Consider the following 20,748-nt stretch of genomic DNA (forward strand, 5'->3'; position numbering starts at 1 on the left):
TTGTTGCCCGGGTGCCGCCTTCAGCTTCCGAGGTAGCGGCCGGGGCGGTGGTTCAGGGCGAGAATGAAGTTCAGCAACGTGGCCCCTGCTGCCGAGAGGAGCACCATGACAGGGGACACCAGGGCCAGGGCCGCGAGCACAATGGCCACGTCCAGCACCATCTGGACGTACCCGGCGCGCCACTTCAGCTTCTCCTGCAGCAGCAGGGCAAGGATATTGAAGCCGCCCAGGCTGGACTGGTGCCGGAACAGGATGAGCAGGCCCACGCCCGCAAGCAGGTTGCCGGCCAGCACACCGTAGACGGGATCGATGTGGACGCCGGCCATGGCTGCCGGGTGGAGGCTGGACATGGCGGACACCAGGCCAATGGCGGCCCCTGTCCGGAGGGCAAAATTCCAGCCCTTCTTCCAGACCGCCAGGGCAAAGAAGGGCGCGTTGACCGCCATGAAGATGACGCCGAAGGACAGGGGAAGCGAGTAGCTGAGCAGGAGCGCAAGCCCGGCGGTTCCGCCGGTTACGGCCCCGCTGGATTTGAGCAGGAACAGGCCGAGCGAGGCAGCGAACGTCCCAGTGAGGATTCCCAGGACGTCCTCAACGGCCGAGTGGCGGACAGCGGACGACGACGGCGCCGGGCCGGGTGCCGCCGTCGCTGTTTCCCTGGTGTCCGGGGGAGCGGTGGGTGCGGTGGGTGCGCTCACTGGTCCGCGAACCTCCGGCGGTCGGAGAGGACGACGAGCACGCGGTTGTTGGTCTCCCGGTCCGCCAGGGTGATGCGAACGCCGCTGCCCACGTATCCACGCGCCAGGATGTCGGCGGCGGAAAGTGCTGCAAGGATCTGTTCCCGGAGCTCGTCCGATGCCCGCAGCCAGTAAAAGTTAGCCTGGCTGTCCGGGACGTCCCAGCCGGACCGGCGCAGGCAGGCAACAACCCGGGTGCGTTCTTCGGCAACAGCGTCCGTCCGTGCCTGGATCTCGTCCTGCGCGGCCAGCGACGCCACGGCTGCGGACTGCGCCATGCGGTTGACGCCGAACGGGATCGCGGTGCGCCGCAGCCCCTCCGCCACCGAGGGGCGGGCAATTGCGTAGCCGATCCGGAGCCCGGCCAGCCCGTAGGCCTTGGAGAAGGTCCGCAGGATGCAGAGGTTCGGGTACCGCCGGTAGAAATCGAGGGAGTCCAGCCCGGGGCCGCGCTGGAACTCGATGTAGGCCTCGTCCAGGACCACCAGGACCTGCGGCGGAACGGACTGCAGGAACTGTTCCAGGGCCTCCGCTCCGATGGACACTCCGGTGGGATTGTTGGGGGAGCATAGAATCACCAGCCGCGTGCGGCCCGTGATCGCCGCTGCCATGGCCTCGAGATCATGCTGCTCGCTGTCCAGCAGTGGAACGGGGACAGGAACGGCGCCGGCCACGGTCACCAGGATGGGATACGCCTCAAAGGAACGCCAGGCGAAAACAACTTCGTCACCGTGGCCGCACACCGCGGAGATAATCTGCTGCAGCACTCCCGAGCTTCCCGGTCCCGCGGCAATTTCATCCGTGGTGACGCCGTGATGCCTGGCGATGGCCCCGCGCGCCTCCACGGCCCCCATGCTGGGATAGCGGTGGATGCGGCCGGCCTCCGCGGAGATCACGTCAACAACGGACGGCAGCGGAGCGAAATGGCTTTCGTTTGAGGCCAGGGCGGCCGTCAGTTCGGATGCGGCGCTCCTTCCGGCTACATAGGCGGGAAGCTGTGCGACGGCGGCACGAAGCTCGGGTGCCGCGTTTTCGGGAAGGGTGCTGGTCATTCAAGCATCGTGGGACATCTCTTCTGCTGTGCGCAACACAGCCCCTTTTCGCAGGACAGATTCGGCGTCCAGCACCGAAGGAGGTGGCAAAATGCTCAGTATGCACCTCCTTGACTCCCTTGATGCGGATATCCTCCTGGCACTGGACCGCGACCCGCAGGCGACGGTCCTGTCCCTCTCGCGGTCCCTGGGCGTTGCCCGCAACACGGTCCATGCCCGCCTGCGCCGCCTGCTGTCCGATGGAAGCCTGGCCCCGTTCAGCCAGCGTGTCCGGACCGGGGCCCTGGGGCTCCCGCTAATTGCGTTCATCTCCATTTCCATCAGCCAGTCCTCCAGCGATGAGGCGATGGCGGCGCTGCGCACTATCCCCGAGATCATCGAAATGCATGCCACCACCGGCGATGCCGACCTGCTCGCGAAAGTCGCCGCGAAGGACCCGGCGGACCTCCACAGGGTCACCCGCAGCATGCTGGCGATTCCCGGCGTCGTACGTACCAGCACAGCCATGTCCCTGGTGGAAGTCATGCCCGCCAGGACGCTGCCGCTGTTGCAGGCGGCGGCCGGAAAGACGCGCGGCGACGCCCGCGTGAACTGAACGCAATGGAACAATAACTCCCATAGAGTCCCGTCAAACCCTTGACCAAGCTTGTAAAGCGCTGATAAAAGTTAAGGGCAGAAAACGCTTTCTTCCACAGTGCAGCCACCCCACCCATCCCATACGGGTGGGACTGGCGCATGAAGTGAAACGTTCCAAACTGTCGCGCGGCAGACTCAGCTGCCGCCGCATCAAAGGAGATGTTCTTTTGGCTTATCCCTCGAAATGTTCCCCCACGCCCCGTCCAGGTTTGCGGTCCGGCCGTGGCTGGAAGGCCGCTCCGCTGGCAGCGGCGGCATCGCTCACGGCCGCCGCGCTGGCATTCACCGGCGTACCTCTGGCTCACGCCAACCCCGGCACCGCACCAGGGCAGTCCGGCAAGGCTGAACTGAAGCGCCAGGTGGAGAACCTGGACCGGGCTCCCGTCGCCGTGCTCACGGACCAGGGCGTCACGCTGGGCTGGCGCATGCTGGGCCTGGACCAGGACAGCGTGGGCTTCCACGTGATCCGCGACGGCGTCCAGCTCACCGAGGAGCCCATCCGCAACACCACTACCTACGTCGACCCGTCCGGAACCGCTGCCTCCACGTATGTCATCAAGACCGTGGGCAACGGCAACGGGCAGGACAAGCTCAGCGCGGAATTCACCCCGCTGGCCCAGGACTACCTGCCCATCAAGCTGGACAAGCCCGCCGACGGCGTCAGCAAGGACGGGAAGCCGTACACCTACTCGGCCAACGATTCCAGCGTCGCGGACCTGGACGGGGATGGCAGCTACGAAATCATCCAGCTCTGGAACCCTTCCAATGCGCAGGACAATTCGCGGCCCGGGTTTACGGGGAACGTGTACGTGGACGCCTACAAGATGGACGGCACCAGGCTGTGGCGCATCGACCTGGGCCACAACATCCGCGCCGGCGCCCACTACACCCAGCTCCTGGCCTACGACTTCGACGGCGACGGCATGGCTGAAGTGTCCATGAAGACGGCGGACGGCACCACCGACGGGGCCGGAACCGTGATCGGGGACGCCGCAGCGGACTACCGGAACAGCGCCGGCTATGTCCTGTCCGGCCCGGAGTTCCTAACCGTGTTCAACGGAGCCACCGGCACCATCATGGACACAGTCGCCTACGATCCGCCGCGCGGCAACGTCTCCGCCTGGGGCGACGGGTACGGCAACCGCGTGGACCGCTTCCTGGCCGGCGTCGCCTACCTCGACGGCGAAAAGCCGTCCATGATGTTCAGCCGCGGCTACTACACCCGCACCGTCCTGGCCACCTATGACCTGGTGGACGGCAAGCTGGTGAAGCGCTGGACCTTCGACTCGGACATCGCCGGCGCCGAGTACAAAGGCCAGGGCAACCACAACCTGTCCGTGGCTGACGTGGACCAGGATGGCAAGGACGAGTTCGTCTTCGGCTCCATGACCATCGACGACGACGGCTCGGTCCTCTACAACACCAAGCTGGGCCACGGCGATGCGATGCACACCAGCGATTTTGATCCTTCCCGCCCCGGGCTGGAGGTCTTCGCCGTCCACGAGAGCATGAGCCAGAGCGGCAACCGCGGGGCCACCTTCCGCGACGCCGCCACCGGTGAGGTGCTCTGGAGCATCCCCGCTATCCGGGACACCGGCCGCGGTGCCGCCGGGGACATCGATCCCCGCTATGCAGGCGCTGAGGGCTGGGCGGTAGGCGGAGACGCCTCCTGGAACTCCCCGCGGGGCCAGCTGATGTCAGCGAAGGGCGAGCTGATCGCCGAGAGCATCCCCGCCGCCAACTTCATGGCCTGGTGGGACGGCGACCTGCTCCGTGAGATCGTGGACCACGACTTCGACGCTGCCGCCGGCGTGGGCGTGCCCACGATTTCGAAGTGGAACTGGGAAACCGGGTCCAGCGAGAGGCTGCTGACTGTCACCGGCGCCCGCACCAACAACCACACCAAGGGCAACCCATCCCTGCAGGCAGACCTGCTCGGTGACTGGCGCGAGGAACTGGCCTTCCCGTCGTCGGACAGCACCGAGCTGCGGATCTACACCAGCACTTCACCCACCGAGGTCCGGCTCCGCACCCTGATGCACGACACCGTCTACCGCACCGCAGTGGCCCGTGAAAACGTGGCCTACAACCAGCCGCCGCACCCGAGCTTCTTCATCGGCGAAGGCATGGAAACCCCGGGCGCGCCGTCGGTGGTCTACACGGGCGCCGGCAAGTAACACAAGAACAGGCAAAAGCGCCGCCCGCCTCGGGGGAGAGGCGGGCGGCGCTTTGTGCTGCGGCTGAACCGGTTAGTGCGTGCCGAGGTTCCCGCCGACGGGCGGCAGGCCGCCGTCGCGCCGGCGGTCGTCGCCCTCGCGCTCGGCGGCGCTCAGGTTCTCACCTTCCGCCGTCTCGTCGGACTCGCCGGTGGTGTCCACCAGGCCGTTGGTCTGGTCGAAGGCGTGGCCGATCCTGTCATTTCCCAGATCGGCGACCGACCCCCTGGAGCCCGCTGCCGCCGTCGTACCCGTAGTGGTATCGGTGGTCGTTGTGTCCGTGGGAATCGGGGTGACGGTGACCGGCTCTCCGGGAGTCACAGGAGTTACCGTTTCATCGGCGACGGCGGTTGTCTCCTTGTTGCCGCCTGCTGCCATGGCTGCTGCTGCGCCCGCTGCCGCGGCAACGCCCAGGCCGGCGGCAACCTTGCCGGAAACGCCTGCCTTGCCGGAGTCGCCGCGGGATCCGGCAGCGTGCTCAACGCCCGGGGTGCCCGCCGGTGCGCCTGTGCTCACGCGTCCGCGCCAGGCGCCGCTGGCGTACCCCTCGTCCTCGATGAATTCCTTGAACCGCTGCAGGTCTGCCTCGGCCTGGCGGTCAACCACGTTGAGCTTGTCGCCGACCTTTTCGATGATTCCTTCGGGCTCGTATTCAAGCGTCAGCCGGAGGGAAGTCTGCCCGCCGCCCACGTCCTCGAACTCGACCGCCCCGGCGTTCGTGGCGCCCTCCGTAGCTGCCCAGGCGACCTTCCGGTCCGGGACCTGCTCCAGAATCTTCGCTTCCCACTGCCGGCGGATGCCGCCGATCTCGGCCACCCACTCGAGCCTGTCATCGCTGAGCTGGGTCACGCTCTTGACTCCGCCCATGAAGTGCGGGAACTCCTCGAACTGCGTCCACTGGTTGTAAGCCGTGCTTACCGGTACGTTCACCAGAATGCGTTTTTCCACCTTCGTGCTCATAACGTCTCCTTCGCTGTGTTACCGGAAGCTGACGATTCGGTAAATCATCAGCATGCTTACCAATGTACCTGCTGGGCACGCCGGTTTCCAGAGCATACATTCGAACGTCCCACCGGGCTGGAAGAAATCAGTGCCGGCCCACGCTGCCGCCCACCACCCCAACTGGGTCGCAGCAGATGTCGTTTTGAGGGCTGATAACAGCATCTGCTGCTACCTAGCGTATGAGCGCCGCTGGCGCGCCGTGGGCCTGGAAAGTCTGCCTCCGGCCTTCCGGGTCTCTGGTCAGGCAGGTGTGTGGGGCGGATCATGGTGGTGTCCGTCTCGGTGAACGCCGACCCAACTTGGTGCCTTGAGTCCGTTACCTAGCGTGGTGTGGAGGACTCCCACGGGAACCGTGGATTGTTGCTCTTAAGCACGGGTGTTAGATTCCTGAATAATCCCAGTCCTCCCCGAGGCAGACGCTGTCATAACCGTTCATCAGTGTTGGCAGACGCTGTCATAACCGTTCATCAGTGTTGGAGGAAACTGGAATGGACATTGTTCATGAACGCGCCGCGGGAATGGATATCTCCAAACGCGATGCAAAGGTCTGCGTGCGGATACCCGGGGACCGGGCCGGGACTTACACCTCGAAGGTCACGACCTGGGGCGCGACCACGCAGGCGATCCTGGAGTTGCGGGAGTTCCTGGAACGCGAACACGTCACCGTTGTGGTGATGGAAGCAACCAGCGATTACTGGAAACCGTTCTTCTATCTGCTCGAAGAAACCCTGCCGGTGATGCTCGTGAACGCCAAAGCTGCCCGGAACATCCCGGGCCGGAAAACCGATGTTTCGGACGCTGCCTGGCTGGCCCAGTTAGCCGCGCACGGGCTGCTGCGGGCCTCGTTCGTGCCACCGGAGCCGATCCGGGAACTGCGGGACCTCACCCGCGCCCGCGCCATAGCCACCCGCGACCGGGCCCGTGAGATCCAGCGGCTCGAGAAGTTCCTGGAGAGCTCCGGGATCAAACTCTCCTCGGTGGTCTCTGACCTGACAGGGGTCTCCTCCCGGGACATGCTCGAAGCCCTCATCAATGGTGAACGGAACCCGAACGTCCTGGCCTGCATGGCCCGCGGAACGATGCGCTCAAAAATCCCCGCCCTCGTCGACGCGCTCACCGGCAGGTTCAAACCCCACCACGCGTTCATGGCAAAGCTGCACCTGAACCAGATCGACGCCCACACCCGGACCATTCAGGCACTCACCGCACGGATCGAGGAGGCGATGGAACCCTTTCGTGACGCCAGGGATGCCCTGGCCACCATCCCAGGAGTCTCCCAACGAGTCGCCGAAGTGATCATCGCCGAAACCGGTGCGGACATGGCCGTCTTTGAAACCCCCGGCCGGCTCGCATCGTGGACCGGAGTGTGTCCCGGCGCCAACGAATCCGCCGGCCGGATCAAATCAGCACACATCATGCCCGGAAACAAATACCTCAAAGGTGCACTTGGGATCGCGGCCATGTCAGCGGCCCAATCCAAGAACACCTACCTCGCCGCCAAATACCACCGCCTCACAGCCCGCAGCGGCCGCAACAAAGCCCTCGTCGCCGTCGAGCATTCCATCCTGACCGCGGCCTGGCACATGCTCGCCAACGGCGAATGCTACTTAGAACCAGGAGCCGACTACTACACCCGGACCAACCCATCCCGGGCGAAGAACAACGCCATCAAACAACTCAATAGCCTCGGATACGACGTCACCATCACCCCGGTCACAGCGGCCTGACCCACCCTACTTTCGTATTAGTTGGGAGGGGAATGGTTAACGGGCGACGGCGGCACCTGGCTCGGGGAATCAAGGCCGGGTGCCGCCGTCACGAGCGCGCAGAGCTACCGCAGGTGGTTGCCGATCATCGCCAGGTTCTGGATGACGGCGAGCCCGAACTGGGAGGCGTCGTTGGTGGACACGGTGGGTGCCTCATCCACCGGCAGCAGCACGTGCGGCGGCTCGATCTTCCGCAGCGTGAAGGCCGAGCTGTGGTTGAGGTGTTCGCCTCCTTCGGCGAAGCTCGTCCAGGCGCGGGCGGCCAGGTCCGGATCGTTCAGCCGGGCAGCCGCGTAGGCGGTGAGCCGGCTGTGCGCCTGGGTGAGGTAGATGCCCTCCAGCGGCTGTCCTACCGCCTCCACCTGTTCCTCCTTCGTGCCCAGGAAGAGCCGGCAGTACTGCAGCCAGGCACGCTCGAACCCCGGATCCGGAACAAGGTCCACCAGTTCGCTGCAGATCTCCACCAGGCCGAACACGGCGCTCAGGTGGGACACCTGGATCAGCTCCCTGGCGGTGTCGAAGCGTCCCTTGTCCAGGTCGTAGAGCGCCTCGCCGGTAAGGAAGCCGTACTTGAGGGCGCCGATGTCCGCCATGGTGCCCAGGAGCCGGTCGCGCGAGCGGGGGTTGCCCGTACGTTCCCAGTCGGTGAGCCAGGTGGCGGCGAGCGAGCCCCAGTCCGTTCCGAGGCCAACGCCCAGGGCGCCCCGGTTGGGCCGGTAGGTGTCGGCGTCGGGGCGGACCTTGCGCACGGGGTCCAGCCCCAGGAAGTTCTGGTCGCTGTCCACCAGCTCGGCCAGCAGGTCACCGGTCCGTTCATCCGCCGTCAGGTAGTAGTAGAAGCGGCGGTAGGCGGGCGTGCTGATGCGGAGCTGCTTGGCGCTGCAGCCCCAGTGCTGGACGTTGTGCCGCGAGCCGAGGCCGCGCCACGGTCCCAGGTGGTAGACGTCCACCTCGCCGGTGTGCCGCGTCATGGCCTCCGCGAACCGGAAGATGTCCGCACGGCCGGAGCGCAGGTAGGAGTACCAGAGCCAGAGGTCGGGGGAGAGCTCGGAGTTGTCCCACGCATAACCGCCTACGTCGTACCGCCACACGTGCCGGTCGTGGTCGTAGGTGTGCATCACGTCGCCGTAGTTCCAGAACCCGTACCAGCGCCGCTGCTCCACCTGGCCGGCATAGAAGTCGAAGAGAAAGTCCAGGTGGTCCTCCAGCTCGGCGCGGGCGGAGGTGCTGCGGTCCACCGGGTCCCAATCACCGAAGACGCCCACGGAGTGCATGTACTCCGGGGTGGCCTGCAGCAGGGCCGGGGTTGAGGCGGCAGCGGCGTCGGCCGCCAGGCTTTCGGTTGCCGGCGTGCCGTCGTAGGCGAACAGAGTTAACTCATGTGTGCGGGCAATGCCGCGTGCGTTTCCGAAGCCCGGCTCGTAGTCCTCGTAGGTGATTTCGAGGCCCTCAAGCTGTTCCTTGAATGTGTCTTGGCCCAGGCCGTCATGGTAGAAACGCAGGTCCATGGGCTGGGCTTCGGGGGAGTACAGCCAAGCGGTCAGGGAGGCCTGGTCCGTCGCGGCGTTGCGGATGTCCAGCTGGCCGGGGTGGGACTGCCAGAAGTCCTTGACGCCCACGCCAAACCCGCAACGGGTGTCAGTCAGCGAGCAGAAGCCGGCCGACCTGGTGCCGCCGGAAATCCCCACCCAGGCGTGGCCGGGCGCAGTCCGCTTTCGCAGCTCGAAGCCGTCGGCGCTGAGCTGGCTGAGCGTGTAGTCGTTCCAGGCCGGAATCAGGCGCAGCCGTTCGGACACCTCCGGGTTCCAGCCTGCCGCGGGCGGGGTGGCGCGGCCTTCCACCTGGGCGCGGCGGACGTCCTTGCCGGGGTCCCGGCGCAGGCCGGTCAGGCCGCGGACCGCTTCGGTGAGGAAGCCGCCGTCGGCCCCTGCTATCCGGATGTGCCTGTTGTGCAGCTCTGCCTGCAGGGGAATAGTGAACCGCACGCCGAGCCCTGCGAGGAAGTCGCGGTCCGCGTCCCCGTCCCAGATGAAGGAGTGCACCATGCGGACGCTGCGGGCGTTGGCGTGGAAGTAGAACCTGACCACGAAGGGCAGCCAGCTTTCCCGGCCGCTGTCGCTGCCAATGCCACTGGCCCGCGCGTCCGGCCGGTGCTGGCCTTCCAGCCGCACCACGGCGCGCACGGGTCCGCTCTGTTCAAGCACTGCGGCGGTGACCACGCCGGTGAAGGCTTCCCGGCTGAAGGTGCCGACGCCGTCGCCTCCCTGGTCGTCCGCAAGGCCGTCCTGCAGGAGGCTGACCAGGCGGGCGTCCCGCGCCACCTCGACGCCGCCGCGGGTGAGGCTGCTGAAGAGCGTGGAGCCCGCGCGTTTGATCACCATCCGGAGCGTTCCGGTGTCCACCGTGAGGGCATCACCGGTTTCGATGGCAGTGACGCCGGCAGCGCCCGACGGCGGCTGGCTGGCTTCCCGGGGTGACGCGCCGCCGTCGGACGCCACATGGTAGAAGTCCGACGGTGAGCTGGTGGCGGGGAGTGCGATGCCTGCCCATTTGAGGGAGCCGTCCGGCCAGGTGGCCAGGGGCCAGGCCTGGGCGGCGACGGCCCTGCCGCCGGCATCCGTGACGGAGAGGGCGTCCGCTGAGGGCACCGAGCCGCGGGCGAAGGGCATGCCCCAGGTGGTCCCGCCGCTGGATTCCGAAGGTGCCTGGCCGTCGATCCACCTGATGAGGGTGCTGTCCGTCATGTGATCCAATTCTGTTGTTTCGCGTCCGCGGAAATGGCCAGCTCTCGTCAGCAGGTGAAACACCGGCGGAAAGCGGTTTCTGATTCGTTTCAAAATAGGCGAGCCAAGGCAGGACCGCAAGGGGAGGCCGGGATTCGGAAGGACTCCGGCAGCTCTCCAACACGCCGCAACCTCTGGCCGTGCCCCGGCTTCTGTGCTGGACTGATGGGTGCAATGGGCACCACATGCGGCTCCCCCTGGGGCGGCACTCATTCCGGAAATATGGCCTGCCGGCGCGGACCGGCTATTGGAAGGAACACTCATGGCACCGTACAAAATCGGCTACTTCGTGGGGAGCCTGGCAACCGGCTCCATCAACAGGGTCCTGGCCAAGGCGTTGATCAAACTCGCTCCCGAGGACCTCGAGTTCACGGAGATCCCCATCAAGGACCTCCCCCTCTACAGTTACGACTACGACGCTGACTTCCCGCCGGAAGGCCGCGCCCTCAAGGAAGCCATCGAGGCGGCAGACGGGCTCCTGTTCGTGTCCCCGGAATACAACCGCTCCATCCCCGGGGCGCTCAAGAATGCCATCGACTGGGGCTCCCGGCCCTGGGGAAGCAACTCCTTTGCCCGCAAGCCCACCGGAATTATCGGAGCTTCCGTGGGAAGCATCGGTACCGCGGTGATGCAGTCGTCCATGCGCAGCGTCCTGAGCTTCCTGGACGCGCCGCAGCTCAACGCACCCGAGGCCTACATCCACTTCGACGCCGCCGTGTTTGGCGACGACGGCGAGGTCAAGAATGAGGGCACTGCCAAGTTCCTGCGCCACTACATGGAGGAGTACTGCGCCTTCGTCCAGCGGGTCCTGGCGGCCAACGCACCCGGCCACATCGGCGACCTTGAGCCCGATTCGGCCAAACTGACCCGTTAGGGTTTTCCGGATGCCCGCCGTCCCAGCAACGGCGGGCATCCGAGCTTTAATCCAGCGGCAGGGTAACCGTGACGCTGGTGCCTTGCCCGGGGGCGGAGCGGATGTCCACGGTGCCGCCGGCCTCATGGACGGCCACTGACATGAGCCGGAGGCCGTAGCCGTGGTGGCGCCCGCAGGTGGCGGCTTCACTGTCAAAGCCCGTGCCGTCGTCGGCCACTACCAGGCGAATGCCGTGGTCCACGGCGGCGAGCTGGACGGCCAGGTGCGACGCCCCGGAATGTTTGTAGACGTTACTAAGCGCCTCGCGTGCCGACTGATAGAGGAGGGACGCGCAGTCCTTCGGGATCTCGATGCCCCAGTGCGGGGTGTCCCAACGGACGGCGGTTCCCCGGTGGCGGAGGGGCGCCGTGAGCCGGTCGATGCAGCCGGCCAGGCCCAGCGCGTAGAAGTCGAGCGGATGCTGATCCGTGAGCACGCCGTCCACGGCGGTGACTTCCCCGTCTAAAGCTGTTCGATTTCCCATTGTTTCCTGCTCCCCACAAGCTGGTTGGTCCATGACTCCAGCGTGGCCCCGCAACTTCAGGGCACGGCAAGGTTTGCCGCAAGATCCGGTCAATTCTCCGTGGCGGGGGTTGCCCTGTAATTGGTGCGCGCAAAACCCCCTGCCAACCGTGCTTTCAGGCGCCGGTCAGCACCGGGGCGGCGAGGGCCCCGTCGCGCATGGTGGCCACCGCATCGGTGAACGGAACAAACTCCGTGTCATGCGTGACCAGCACCGTGCCCACGTTGAACTCGGAGGTCACCTGGCACAGCAGCCGGATGACCGAGGCGCTGCGCTCGTGGTCAAGGGCGGCCGTCGGCTCATCCACCAGCAGGACTTTCGGGTTTCCCATCAGGGCCCTGGCGATGTTGACACGCTGGCGCTGGCCGCCGGAGAGCTGGTGGGGGAGCTTCCCGGCGCTCGCGGACAGGCCGACGACGTCAAGGAGCCCGGCGGCCTTCTTCCGGGCGGCCTTCATGGGTTTGCCGCGGAGGTGGTCGCCAATGATGAGCTGTTCGGCGGCCGTGAGTGAGGGGAGCAGGTTGGGCTGCTGGAAGATGATGCCCACCTTGCTGCGGCGCAGTGCCGTGAGCGCCTTGCCCGGAAGGCTGGTTGTGTCGGTGCCGTCGATGATGACCCGCCCGCTGGTGGGGCGGACCAGGGTGGCAGCGGCGGCAAGGAGGCTCGACTTTCCCGAGCCGGACGGTCCGACGAGCGACACCACGTGCCCGGCGGGGACTGCCAGGCTGACGCGGTCCAGGGCGGTGGTGGTGCCGCCTCCATCGGGGTATTCAAGGGTGACATTGAGCAGTTCCAACGGAGCCGGGGAGGAGTAGGCAGACATTGTGTTCCTTTCACAGGATTGGAGTTTTTGTCCAGATATGCAGGGATCGGGGCACGCTAGGCCTGCATATCTGGACCAAAACTCAGACGGGGGGAGGGGTGTCAGTACCCGCCGAGGGCCAGCAGGGCATCTACTTTGGTGACGCGGCGGACGGCCAGCGCAGCTCCGGCCAGCCCCAGGGCTACAATCCCGACGACGGGAAGCAGCGTGGTGGCAGGGCTGAGGAGGAAGGGGGCTGCCTGGGCGGCCACCCGCCCCGCCAGGACACCGGCAAACCCGCCCAAGCCGGCCCCGGCTAGCAGGACAATTGCTGCCTGCGTGATGGCATCCCGCAGGATGTAGGACGCCGGCGCCCCCATGGCCTTCAGGACGGCGATGTCGCGGGTCCGCTGGATGGTCCACACAGTCAGGAATGCCACAATCACCAGGGACGAGATGCCGTAGAGGAAAGCCTGCATCAGCGTCAGCGAGCCGTTCTCGCTCTTGAACGAGCCCAGTGCCTGGAAGGAATCTGTCCGTGAGGCGCTCACCGTATTCGCCGCGGCGTCCGCGGCGGCCTCATCAACTGCCGCGCCGTCCTGGTAGGTGACGGCAATGACGGTAGCCAGTTGGCCGCCGTCGGACACGTGGGCCAGCCTGGACCAGGCCGGAAGCGCCGTCCACACAACGCTGGTGTGGGCGTACCACTGGTCCTCAACAACCGCGGCCACGGTGAGTTCCACCCCGCCGATGGCCAGTGCGTCCCCCTGTTGCAGGGACAGGGCCTCGGCCACGGAGGCGCCCACCACCGCGGTGCCGGCAGAAACGTCCACAGGCGCCAGCCCGCTGCCGGGAGCCACCCCGAACACGGCCACATTGGTGGTGCCCGAGCCCGCCGCCGCACCCTGGGCACGGCTCTGGGTGATCCCCACCGGCTCGGCAGCGCGGACGCCCGGCCGGCTCCGCCAGCTCTCCGCCTGGGCCGCCGTCACGGAACTTTCCGTATAGGAGGCCTTGGGCGTGCCGGAGCCGGGGGCGCCGAACACCACGGTGTCCACCGGCGCAGCGGCGCCAGCCCCCAGCTTGCCGATCGCGGAGGTTGACTGTTCAGCCAGCCCGGCGGTGAGGCCGGACAGCATGACCAGGAGCAGGGTAATCAGGGCCACCACGCCGCCCATCATGGCGAACCGGCCCTTGGCGAAACGGATGTCGCGGATTGCCAGAAACACGTTGTTCTTCTCTCGGTTGGTCCCACTGGATAAGGTCTCCATCCACTGTCCCGCCCGCCCCTCCCCGGTCCATCGGGCAGGGAGTTGATACGCCCGGGATGAAAGGTGGAACCCGGAGTCAACCTTTTGATTGACCCGCCGCCGGGCGGGCGCGCATAAGCTGGTGGCATGTCCGCCACCCCTGCCCTGCACCCTTCCGGCGGACCCGGCACCCATGCCCCGAAGGACCCCCTGAGCGCTGTGGAGACGGCGTCCTCGGAAGCGATCCTGCGGGTGCTGAGGGTGACGCTGCACACCGGGTTCGCCGCCCTGCTGGTGGTGGGCCTGGTCCGGCTGCTGGCGCCGGGCTCCCGGGGCACCTTCCCGTTCCTCTGGGCGGGCCTGGCCCTTGTCCTGGCCGCGGTGTACCTCACCGGGACAATCCTGGAACACCGCCATGCCGCGGGCCGGATCCGGTTCAACCCCCGCCGCTACGGCCTCCACTGGCTCGCGGCGGTGACGGCACTCTGGGCTCTCCTGCTGGTGGGCAGTGCCGACTTTGCCTGGCTGGCGTTCCCCCTGTTCTTCCTGCACCTGCACCTGCTGCCCAGGCGTGCCGCGCTGCTGACCATCGCACTCATGACGGCCGCGGTCATCGCGTCCCAATGGTCTGCCAGCGGGGACCCGGTCCCGCACGCGGCCGCCGTCGTCGGGCCGCTGTTTGGCGCCGCCTTCGCCGTCATCACCGGCCTTGCCTATGTTGCGCTCTACCGGGAGGCGGAGAACCAGCGGCGGGCCGCGGATGAATTGCGCCGCACCCGCCAGGAACTTGCGGCGTCCCAGCACGGGGCCGGGGTGCTGGCCGAGCGGGAGCGGCTGGCCCGGGAAATCCACGACACCCTTGCCCAGGGCCTTTCCAGCATCGTGCTGCTGGCCCGGGCCGCGGAACAGTCGCTGGCCCACGGGGATACAGCCACCGCAGCATCGCGGGTGGCGCTGATGCAGCAGACTGCGGCGGACAACCTGGCCGAGGCGCGGAGCTTTGTCCGCGGCCTGTCATCTCCGCAGCTGCACGACACCACGCTGGTGGAGGCCCTCCGCCGGCTCTGCGCAGAGACCGAATCGGGCGCCGCGGCGGCGGGAGCTGAGCTCCGCTGCCGGCTGGAGGTGGACGGCGAACCTGCCGAGCTGCCTCAACCGCACCAGGTGACGCTGCTCCGCGCGGCCCAGGCGAGCCTTGCCAACGTCCGCGATCACGCCCATGCCGGCAACGCCGTGGTCACGCTCACCTTCCTGGGCACGGAAGTCACCATGGACATTTACGACGACGGCGTGGGCTTTGACGCGCCGCCTGCCGCCGGGACGCGCGTCTCCAGGACGGGTGTCTCCGGGATGCGCGTCCCCGGTACCGGGCACGACGGCGGGGCGGACGGCAGCGGATTCGGCCTCCGCTCGCTGGAGGAAAGGGTAAGGGCCCTCAGCGGCTCCCTGGAGTTGGAGACCGCCGCGGGCGAAGGAACGGTGGTGGCTATCCGGCTGCCGCTCGATGGTTCCGGGGGAGGCACGCGTGGCTGACGTGCGCGTCCTGCTGGTGGACGACCATCCGGTGGTCCGCGCCGGCCTGAGGGCCATGCTCACCGAGTTCAAGGGCATTTCCATCACCGCTGAAGCTGCGGACGGGAAAGCCGCCCTGAAGGAACTCTCGCGCCTGGCGGTCCTGGGTGACGCGGTGGACGTGGTGCTGATGGACCTGCAAATGGGCGCGGGCATGGACGGGGTGGCGGCCACGGCCGCGATCAGGAAGCTGGCTGCGCCGCCGCCCGTCCTGATCCTGACCACCTACGACACCGACGCCGATATCCTCGCCGCCGTAGAGGCAGGCGCCAGCGGCTACATGCTCAAGGACGCGCCTCCGGAACAGATCCGCCAGGCCGTTTTCGCCGCAGCAGCCGGGGAGACGGTCCTGGCACCCAAGGCCGCCGCCCTGCTCATGAACCGCATCTCCAACCCTGGCACCTCGCTCACCCCGCGGGAGGTCCAACTGCTGGAGCTGCTCGCCACCGGGCTGTCCAATCGCGCCATCGCCAAGCAGGTCTTCATCTCGGAGGCAACGGTTAAGACGCACCTGGTCCACATCTACGGCAAGCTCGGCGTGGACAACAGGACGGCAGCCATCGCCGCCGCAACGCAGCGCCGGATCATCCGTCCGCCCGGGCAAGTGAGCTGAGCGGAATTTAGCTCACGGGAAGGAAGGCCCTACTCCCTCCGGCAGCCAGAGGCCTAGACTTCGGGCCATGGAGAACTCACCGTCGGGACCCAAAACTGAAGTCCTTCCAGAAGAGGAGTGCTGGAAGTACCTGCGCTCCTCCTATATCGGCAGGCTGGCAGTCATCAACGGAACCACACCGGAAATCTTCCCCGTGAACTTCGTGCCGGCGGAAGGTGCCCTGTACTTCAGGACTGCCCCCGGCACCAAGCTGTACTCCCTGCTCGCCGGAACCCTGGTGGCCCTGGAGACAGACGGGTTGAACGCGTACAGCACCGAAGTGTGGAGCGTTGTGGTCAAGGGGATACCCGAGCCCGTGGCCGACGGCAATGTGCCCTTGGAACTGTCCGACCCGGACCGCGAACCGTGGGAGTCCGGCCTCAAGGAGCACCTGATCCGGATCAATCCCACGGAGGTTACCGGCCGCAGGTTCTACGTCCAGGCTCGCACCCGGTGGTGGCCGCCGCAGGATTTCTCCGCTGACTGGATCTAGAGACCCTGGTCCAGAGATCCTGCCTAGAGACCCTGGCGGGCAAGGTCCCCGGCCACCAGGCGCGCCAGTTCGGAGGCGCCGGCGCGGTTGGGGTGCAGCGTGTCGCCGGTCATGAACAGGGCCAGGGTGGCTTCCGGGCCAATCTCCGTGAAGTAGGCGGACGCCAGGACGTTCAAATCAACCAGGTGCACGCCCTCCTCCTGTGCAAGGGCAACGGTTGAGTTGCGGTACCAGCGGTTGACCGAGGTGTGCACGCCGTCCACGAAGTCCGTGGCGCGGCCCTGCGGGGTGACGAGCACCGGTGTGGCGCCGGTAGCTGCCACCTGGCGGACCATGTCACGCATGATCTCCTTGAACTCTGCCTCGGTGGTGGCGTTCTTGGCTGCAGTGTCGTTTATGCCCATCTCCAGCAGGAACAGGTCGCCCGGCTTGATGTACTGGAGGATGGCTTCGAGCTGGCCGTCATTGCGGAAGCCGCGGGCAATCTGTCCGCCGGTGGCCATGTTCCGGACATCGAACGCCGCGGGGTCGACATACTGCGGCAGCATCTGGCCCCAGCCGCCCTGGACGCTGTTCTCCAGGGGGTAGTAGCTGGCCACTGTGGAGTCGCCGCCCACCCAGATGGTGGGGTCCATCTCCGGATGGCGCGAGACCTTGTCGATGGCCAGCGAGCTTAGTGTGAAAGCCGTGCCAACTTTGCCCTCCGTGACCAGGAGGTTCAGCTGGCCATCGGTCACGGGAATTTCAAAGGAGGCCGTGGCGCCGTTTCCGGTCAGGTTCATTTCCTGGAACACGCCTTCAGCCGCGATGCTCGCCCGGGAGGTGTCGCCAAGGGTGACTGTGACCTTGTAAAGGCCTTCCTTCAGGTCCACGTTGAACGTGTTGGCGCTCTTGGTCCCGAACTGGAGGAAGCGAACGGCATCGCTCCCGGCTCCGGTGCCTTTGGCGGAAACGTTGGCCATATGCTCCGGGGTGTTGAAGCCGTAGCGGGTTTCGGGGCTGTAGGCGTCGGTGGCGCTGACGCCGGTGTACCCGTGCTCCACGGGCCCGTTGCCGAAGTCGAAGCGGTAGTTGCTCGGCTCGGCATTGGCGGCCGGTGCGGTAACGGCCACGCCCGCCCCGGCCAGCAGGGCTGCCGCAGCGAGGCCGGCGGCCAGGTATGTCCTTGCCCGTCCGCGGCAGCGGGATAAAGAAACCGGGCGGTTGGAGGGTTGGGCAGCAGCAGGCACAGTCATCTCCTTTGATGAGGACAAGAGTTTGTATCGTTTCAGAAAAGGCTTTACATCATGTGTAACAGCGCTCGCTGTAACGAGTCAAGAGATTTTGTGCGCTTTCGTGCGATTCTGCTTCTACTTGTTCACCCATGGGCGGGGCGCGGGCTGGCATCGGGAGGGCCAGCGCCTGCCCTTGAGCTCAGCGCCGCTGCTTCCTGAGCTTGAGGTACGTGCGGCCGTCTTGATTGAAGCTTGTAGTTTCTTTGCCGCTTCTGTGCAAACGATTTGAGTTCGCGTTGAAACACTCAAAGTCAATAGAACTTCAAATGGTTTCAGCGGGGAAAAATATGCGCGGCGTCGCAATTATGGGCAATATTCAGGCCCGGGCTTATGGCAGGGGCAACCCTGTGATCACGGTCATCATCCCGGCCCACAACGAGGCCGCGGGAATCGGTGAAACACTCTTGTCTCTGCAAAACCAGACAATTATCCCTGATCGGATAATTGTGGTGGCAGATAATTGCACGGACAAAACGGAAGCTATGTCCCTGGCGGCGGGCGCCGAGGTGGTGCCAACAGTGGGCAACACCGGCAAGAAGGCAGGCGCCCTCAACTTCGTGCTCGCTGGCCTGCTGCCGGAGGCTGAGCCTGAGGACATGGTCCTGGTGCAGGATGCCGATTCGCAGCTCTCACGGGATTTCATTGAACGCTCGGTGGGGCACCTTCAGGCTGATTCGCGGCTTGGTGCCGTGGGTGGAGTGTTCCGGGGCGGCGAGGGCGGCGGATTCGTCGGCCACCTGCAAAGGAATGAATACGCCCGGTACGCCAGGGACGTGCGGCGGCTGCACGGTAAGTGCCTGGTGGTCACCGGCACCGCCGCGCTGTTCCGGGTCCGGACGCTCCGCGACGTATCCGCGGCCAGGCTGGATGGCACGCTGCCTCCCGGAAATGGCAGGGGCGGCGTCTACGATACCTCGGTCCTGACGGAAGATAACGAGCTGTCCTTTGCCCTGCTGACGCTGAAGTACCGGATCAAATCCCCCGCCGATTGCACCCTGGTCACCGAGGTCATGCCCACCTGGCGGGAACTCTGGGCGCAGCGCCTGCGGTGGAAGCGCGGCGCGGTGGAGAACTGTGTCCAGTACGGCTGGACGCGGGTCACCAGGCCGTATTGGGGGAGGCAGGTTCTTTCGGTGGCGGGCGTCCTGGTGACGCTTGGCTACCTCAGCACGGTGGCGGTTGCACTGGGCACGGGGGCGGGGCTGCACATCCAGCCGTTCTGGCTTGCCGTGACCGGTGTCTTCGTGATCGAACGAGTGGTGACGGTGCGGCTCCGGGGATGGAGATACATGCTCGCGGCCGCCACCATGTACGAGCTGGTGATCGACCTTTTCCTGCAGCTGGTTCACGCGAAGGCGTACACAGACGCAGCCTTTAATAGAAAGAAAGCCTGGTAAGAACCATGTATAACAATCCCGCAGTTCCCGCAGCAGCCGGAGCCGGTTCCGGAACCCTCGCCATGACCGGCGCGGGGGACGTGTTCTGGTTCGCCCTCGCAGCCTTTGCGCTCCTGGCACTGGGCCTCGCCATCAAGAGGATCATCCCCGTCCGCGGCACCAAGTAGTTCCGGGCCAAGTAGTCCCCGGACCACAACTGCGCGGTTAGCAGGAACGCAGGGCATCGTTGATGGTGCCCTGCGTTCTGCTTGTGGCTATTACGACGGCGGGTCAGGTCACCACGCTGACCACGTTCGAACACCCGGCGGCATCGCAGACTTTATAGGAAGTGGTTTTTCCACCCTTGATTTTGTTGACGTAGGAGCCTGTATTGGCCACGGACTTCTGTGCCCCGTTGATCCACAGGGTCACGTTGGCGCCCGTGGCCCCTGTCCATGTCAGGGTGGTGGTGCTGACGGACTTCGCCTTGGTGGTGGCGGCAGCCAGCTTGATGGCGGAGACGGGTTGCGCCTGCACTGGGCCGGAAGCTGCGGTAAAGGAAAAATCCCTGATCACCACGCTTTCCGGTTGCACATGGGCAGGATCCCCGCCGCCGCCCCCGGTTACCCACAGGTTGAAGTGGATCTGTTCCTGGGCCGGCACCGGGACGGTGGCCCCTTCCAGGACCGTGCGCTTCAGGAGGCTGCCCGCAAACCCTTCGCCGGCGAAGGTTTCGAAGGTTATCTTCCCCGGCTCCCACACCATCCGGTGGGTGGTGACCGGGTCCGGCGTGACGTCGAAGACGGTGGTGTTGTTTCCTTCACCGGGAGGCTTGGTGGCATCAAACCAATAGCCGTGGCCTTGGGTCACCGGCCAGGACTCCCCGTATGCGGCGCCGCCGCCCCACGCGGAGGCCTCGCAGAGATCGATTTCGTTGTAGCCAGGTTCGGCCAGGGGGTCGTATGTGAACAGGCAGCCCCACACCACTTCTTTCTGCAGCGTTTCCAGGTTCTTTTCCACGGTGGTGGTGTAGGTCCCGTAACCGAACCCTTTCCGCGTGGACTGGAACTCCGCTCCCACGGGGGCTTCGCCGGTGGGGTTGGTCAGGTTCATGGTGATGTGGCCGTTGGCATCCGGATTGCTGACGTTCGCGGCCGCGAAGGCCTTGTTGTACTGCGGTGCACCGCCCCAGAAGCGCTTCTCCCAGTTGAATCCCTTCCAGGCGAAGTTTCCTGCGGGCCCCGGGTTGGGGTCCAGCGGCGTGGTGTCCGCTGCCTGGGCGGACGGCACGCAGGCAAGCATGGCGACGGCGGCCGCTGCCAGCATTGCCAGCGGTTTCGTCCGGCGCTTGGGATGTGAGACAAAAAAGCGAAAATCAGCCATGAAACGCCCCTTTTCGGTTGCTCCCAGCGAGCAATTGCGCCCCTGTGGAGCGCACAGCTTGATCTTCAGCCAGGAACTCGGGCGAAGGCAATAGCTCAACGAACTTAATTTTGCGTGAGGCATATCTCAGGAAATACGCAATATTTGCCAAAGCTCAAGAAATGCTCAATTTAGACGAAGGAGATAAGTAACCTTTCAATCCATTGGGTTAGGCTTTTACCCGTCCCACGGTGCGGAATAACGAAAGCAATCCATATTGCCCGTTTCTCCGAATATTCCTTGAATGTGCTTGAGGAAAACCTGGGCGCAAAAATGAAG

Annotated in this window: 18 protein-coding genes; 9 read left to right on the forward strand and 9 right to left on the reverse strand. The window is 65.8% G+C overall.

From position 1 onward, the window contains the following. Positions 1-20: 20 nt before the first annotated feature. Positions 21-698, reverse strand: coding sequence for a YitT family protein (locus WHH00_RS01270; protein ID WP_406635822.1), 678 nt, complete (start codon positions 696-698; stop codon positions 21-23). Further along, positions 695-1,789, reverse strand: coding sequence for a histidinol-phosphate transaminase (locus tag WHH00_RS01275; protein WP_406635824.1), 1,095 nt, complete (start codon positions 1,787-1,789; stop codon positions 695-697). The genes WHH00_RS01270 and WHH00_RS01275 overlap by 4 nt, the downstream gene beginning before the upstream one ends. Before the next feature lie 91 nt (positions 1,790-1,880). Between WHH00_RS01275 and WHH00_RS01280 the strand changes: the two genes are divergently transcribed. Both WHH00_RS01280 and WHH00_RS01285 read left to right on the forward strand, forming a co-directional pair. Further along, on the forward strand, positions 1,881-2,384 hold the full coding sequence (locus tag WHH00_RS01280) for an Lrp/AsnC family transcriptional regulator (protein ID WP_406635826.1): 504 nt from the start codon (positions 1,881-1,883) through the stop codon (positions 2,382-2,384). Between the two features lie 208 nt (positions 2,385-2,592). Further along, positions 2,593-4,602, forward strand: coding sequence for a rhamnogalacturonan lyase (locus WHH00_RS01285; protein WP_406635828.1), 2,010 nt, complete (start codon positions 2,593-2,595; stop codon positions 4,600-4,602). A 72-nt stretch (positions 4,603-4,674) separates the two neighbouring features. On the opposite strand, the gene WHH00_RS01290 is transcribed toward WHH00_RS01285, so the two are convergent. After that, positions 4,675-5,601 carry an SRPBCC family protein gene (locus tag WHH00_RS01290; RefSeq protein ID WP_406635830.1) on the reverse strand — a complete coding sequence of 309 codons (927 nt, stop codon included), beginning with the start codon at positions 5,599-5,601 and terminating at the stop codon, positions 4,675-4,677. A 530-nt stretch (positions 5,602-6,131) separates the two neighbouring features. Here WHH00_RS01290 and WHH00_RS01295 point away from each other — a divergent pair. Next, on the forward strand, positions 6,132-7,370 hold the full coding sequence (locus tag WHH00_RS01295) for an IS110 family transposase (protein ID WP_406635832.1): 1,239 nt from the start codon (positions 6,132-6,134) through the stop codon (positions 7,368-7,370). Positions 7,371-7,474: 104 nt separating this feature from the next. Here WHH00_RS01295 and WHH00_RS01300 read toward each other — a convergent pair whose 3' ends face one another. Then, entirely contained in the window at positions 7,475-10,153 is a 2,679-nt protein-coding gene (locus WHH00_RS01300) for a Tat pathway signal sequence domain protein (protein ID WP_406635834.1), read from the reverse strand. 301 nt (positions 10,154-10,454) lie between these two features. On the opposite strand from WHH00_RS01300, the gene WHH00_RS01305 reads away from it, so the two are divergent. Further along, entirely contained in the window at positions 10,455-11,066 is a 612-nt protein-coding gene (locus tag WHH00_RS01305; protein WP_350005394.1) for an NADPH-dependent FMN reductase, read from the forward strand. Between the two features lie 46 nt (positions 11,067-11,112). Here the strand turns inward: WHH00_RS01305 and WHH00_RS01310 are convergent, their stop codons facing one another. The 3 genes from WHH00_RS01310 to WHH00_RS01320 form a co-directional block, all read right to left on the reverse strand. Continuing rightward, positions 11,113-11,589, reverse strand: coding sequence for a sensor histidine kinase (locus WHH00_RS01310; RefSeq protein ID WP_406635836.1), 477 nt, complete (start codon positions 11,587-11,589; stop codon positions 11,113-11,115). A 154-nt stretch (positions 11,590-11,743) separates the two neighbouring features. Next, positions 11,744-12,451: an ABC transporter ATP-binding protein gene (locus tag WHH00_RS01315; protein ID WP_406635838.1), complete on the reverse strand. Its 708-nt coding sequence runs from the start codon at positions 12,449-12,451 to the stop codon at positions 11,744-11,746. A 101-nt stretch (positions 12,452-12,552) separates the two neighbouring features. Continuing rightward, positions 12,553-13,659, reverse strand: a complete 1,107-nt coding sequence (locus tag WHH00_RS01320) for an FtsX-like permease family protein (RefSeq protein ID WP_406635840.1) — start codon at positions 13,657-13,659, stop codon at positions 12,553-12,555. Between the two features lie 168 nt (positions 13,660-13,827). On the opposite strand from WHH00_RS01320, the gene WHH00_RS01325 reads away from it, so the two are divergent. The 3 genes from WHH00_RS01325 to WHH00_RS01335 all read left to right on the forward strand — a co-directional run bounded on the left by WHH00_RS01325 (position 13,828) and on the right by WHH00_RS01335 (position 16,397). Continuing rightward, positions 13,828-15,213: a sensor histidine kinase gene (locus WHH00_RS01325; RefSeq protein ID WP_406635842.1), complete on the forward strand. Its 1,386-nt coding sequence runs from the start codon at positions 13,828-13,830 to the stop codon at positions 15,211-15,213. After that, on the forward strand, positions 15,206-15,865 hold the full coding sequence (locus tag WHH00_RS01330) for a response regulator (RefSeq protein ID WP_406635844.1): 660 nt from the start codon (positions 15,206-15,208) through the stop codon (positions 15,863-15,865). The genes WHH00_RS01325 and WHH00_RS01330 overlap by 8 nt, the downstream gene beginning before the upstream one ends. A gap of 67 nt (positions 15,866-15,932) precedes the next feature. Continuing rightward, positions 15,933-16,397 carry a pyridoxamine 5'-phosphate oxidase family protein gene (locus WHH00_RS01335; protein WP_406635846.1) on the forward strand — a complete coding sequence of 155 codons (465 nt, stop codon included), beginning with the start codon at positions 15,933-15,935 and terminating at the stop codon, positions 16,395-16,397. Positions 16,398-16,420: 23 nt separating this feature from the next. On the opposite strand, the gene WHH00_RS01340 is transcribed toward WHH00_RS01335, so the two are convergent. Then, positions 16,421-17,626, reverse strand: coding sequence for a rhamnogalacturonan acetylesterase (locus tag WHH00_RS01340; protein WP_406635848.1), 1,206 nt, complete (start codon positions 17,624-17,626; stop codon positions 16,421-16,423). A 350-nt stretch (positions 17,627-17,976) separates the two neighbouring features. On the opposite strand from WHH00_RS01340, the gene WHH00_RS01345 reads away from it, so the two are divergent. Both WHH00_RS01345 and WHH00_RS01350 read left to right on the forward strand, forming a co-directional pair. Then, positions 17,977-19,068 carry a glycosyltransferase gene (locus tag WHH00_RS01345; RefSeq protein WP_406635850.1) on the forward strand — a complete coding sequence of 364 codons (1,092 nt, stop codon included), beginning with the start codon at positions 17,977-17,979 and terminating at the stop codon, positions 19,066-19,068. A 5-nt stretch (positions 19,069-19,073) separates the two neighbouring features. After that, on the forward strand, positions 19,074-19,235 hold the full coding sequence (locus WHH00_RS01350; RefSeq protein WP_231453749.1) for a hypothetical protein: 162 nt from the start codon (positions 19,074-19,076) through the stop codon (positions 19,233-19,235). Positions 19,236-19,338: 103 nt separating this feature from the next. Here WHH00_RS01350 and WHH00_RS01355 read toward each other — a convergent pair whose 3' ends face one another. Beyond that, positions 19,339-20,430 carry a hypothetical protein gene (locus tag WHH00_RS01355; protein WP_406635853.1) on the reverse strand — a complete coding sequence of 364 codons (1,092 nt, stop codon included), beginning with the start codon at positions 20,428-20,430 and terminating at the stop codon, positions 19,339-19,341. Positions 20,431-20,748 lie beyond the last annotated feature (318 nt).

Source organism: Pseudarthrobacter quantipunctorum, assembly GCF_045291495.1.
In the GTDB taxonomy this organism is placed as follows: Bacteria; Actinomycetota; Actinomycetes; order Actinomycetales; family Micrococcaceae; genus Arthrobacter; species Arthrobacter quantipunctorum.

Bases quoted from the DNA above. Each gene is read 5' to 3' on its own strand.
- WHH00_RS01275 (WP_406635824.1), bottom strand. From the start codon at position 1,789: ATGACCAGCACCCTTCCCGAAAACGCGGCACCCGAGCTTCGTGCCGCC.
- WHH00_RS01280 (WP_406635826.1), top strand. From the start codon at position 1,881: ATGCTCAGTATGCACCTCCTTGACTCCCTTGATGCGGATATCCTCCTG.
- WHH00_RS01290 (WP_406635830.1), bottom strand. From the start codon at position 5,601: ATGAGCACGAAGGTGGAAAAACGCATTCTGGTGAACGTACCGGTAAGC.
- WHH00_RS01295 (WP_406635832.1), top strand. From the start codon at position 6,132: ATGGACATTGTTCATGAACGCGCCGCGGGAATGGATATCTCCAAACGC.
- WHH00_RS01300 (WP_406635834.1), bottom strand. From the start codon at position 10,153: ATGACGGACAGCACCCTCATCAGGTGGATCGACGGCCAGGCACCTTCG.
- WHH00_RS01305 (WP_350005394.1), top strand. From the start codon at position 10,455: ATGGCACCGTACAAAATCGGCTACTTCGTGGGGAGCCTGGCAACCGGC.
- WHH00_RS01310 (WP_406635836.1), bottom strand. From the start codon at position 11,589: ATGGGAAATCGAACAGCTTTAGACGGGGAAGTCACCGCCGTGGACGGC.
- WHH00_RS01315 (WP_406635838.1), bottom strand. From the start codon at position 12,451: ATGTCTGCCTACTCCTCCCCGGCTCCGTTGGAACTGCTCAATGTCACC.
- WHH00_RS01325 (WP_406635842.1), top strand. From the start codon at position 13,828: ATGTCCGCCACCCCTGCCCTGCACCCTTCCGGCGGACCCGGCACCCAT.
- WHH00_RS01335 (WP_406635846.1), top strand. From the start codon at position 15,933: ATGGAGAACTCACCGTCGGGACCCAAAACTGAAGTCCTTCCAGAAGAG.
- WHH00_RS01345 (WP_406635850.1), top strand. From the start codon at position 17,977: ATGGGCAATATTCAGGCCCGGGCTTATGGCAGGGGCAACCCTGTGATC.
- WHH00_RS01350 (WP_231453749.1), top strand. From the start codon at position 19,074: ATGTATAACAATCCCGCAGTTCCCGCAGCAGCCGGAGCCGGTTCCGGA.
- WHH00_RS01355 (WP_406635853.1), bottom strand. From the start codon at position 20,430: ATGGCTGATTTTCGCTTTTTTGTCTCACATCCCAAGCGCCGGACGAAA.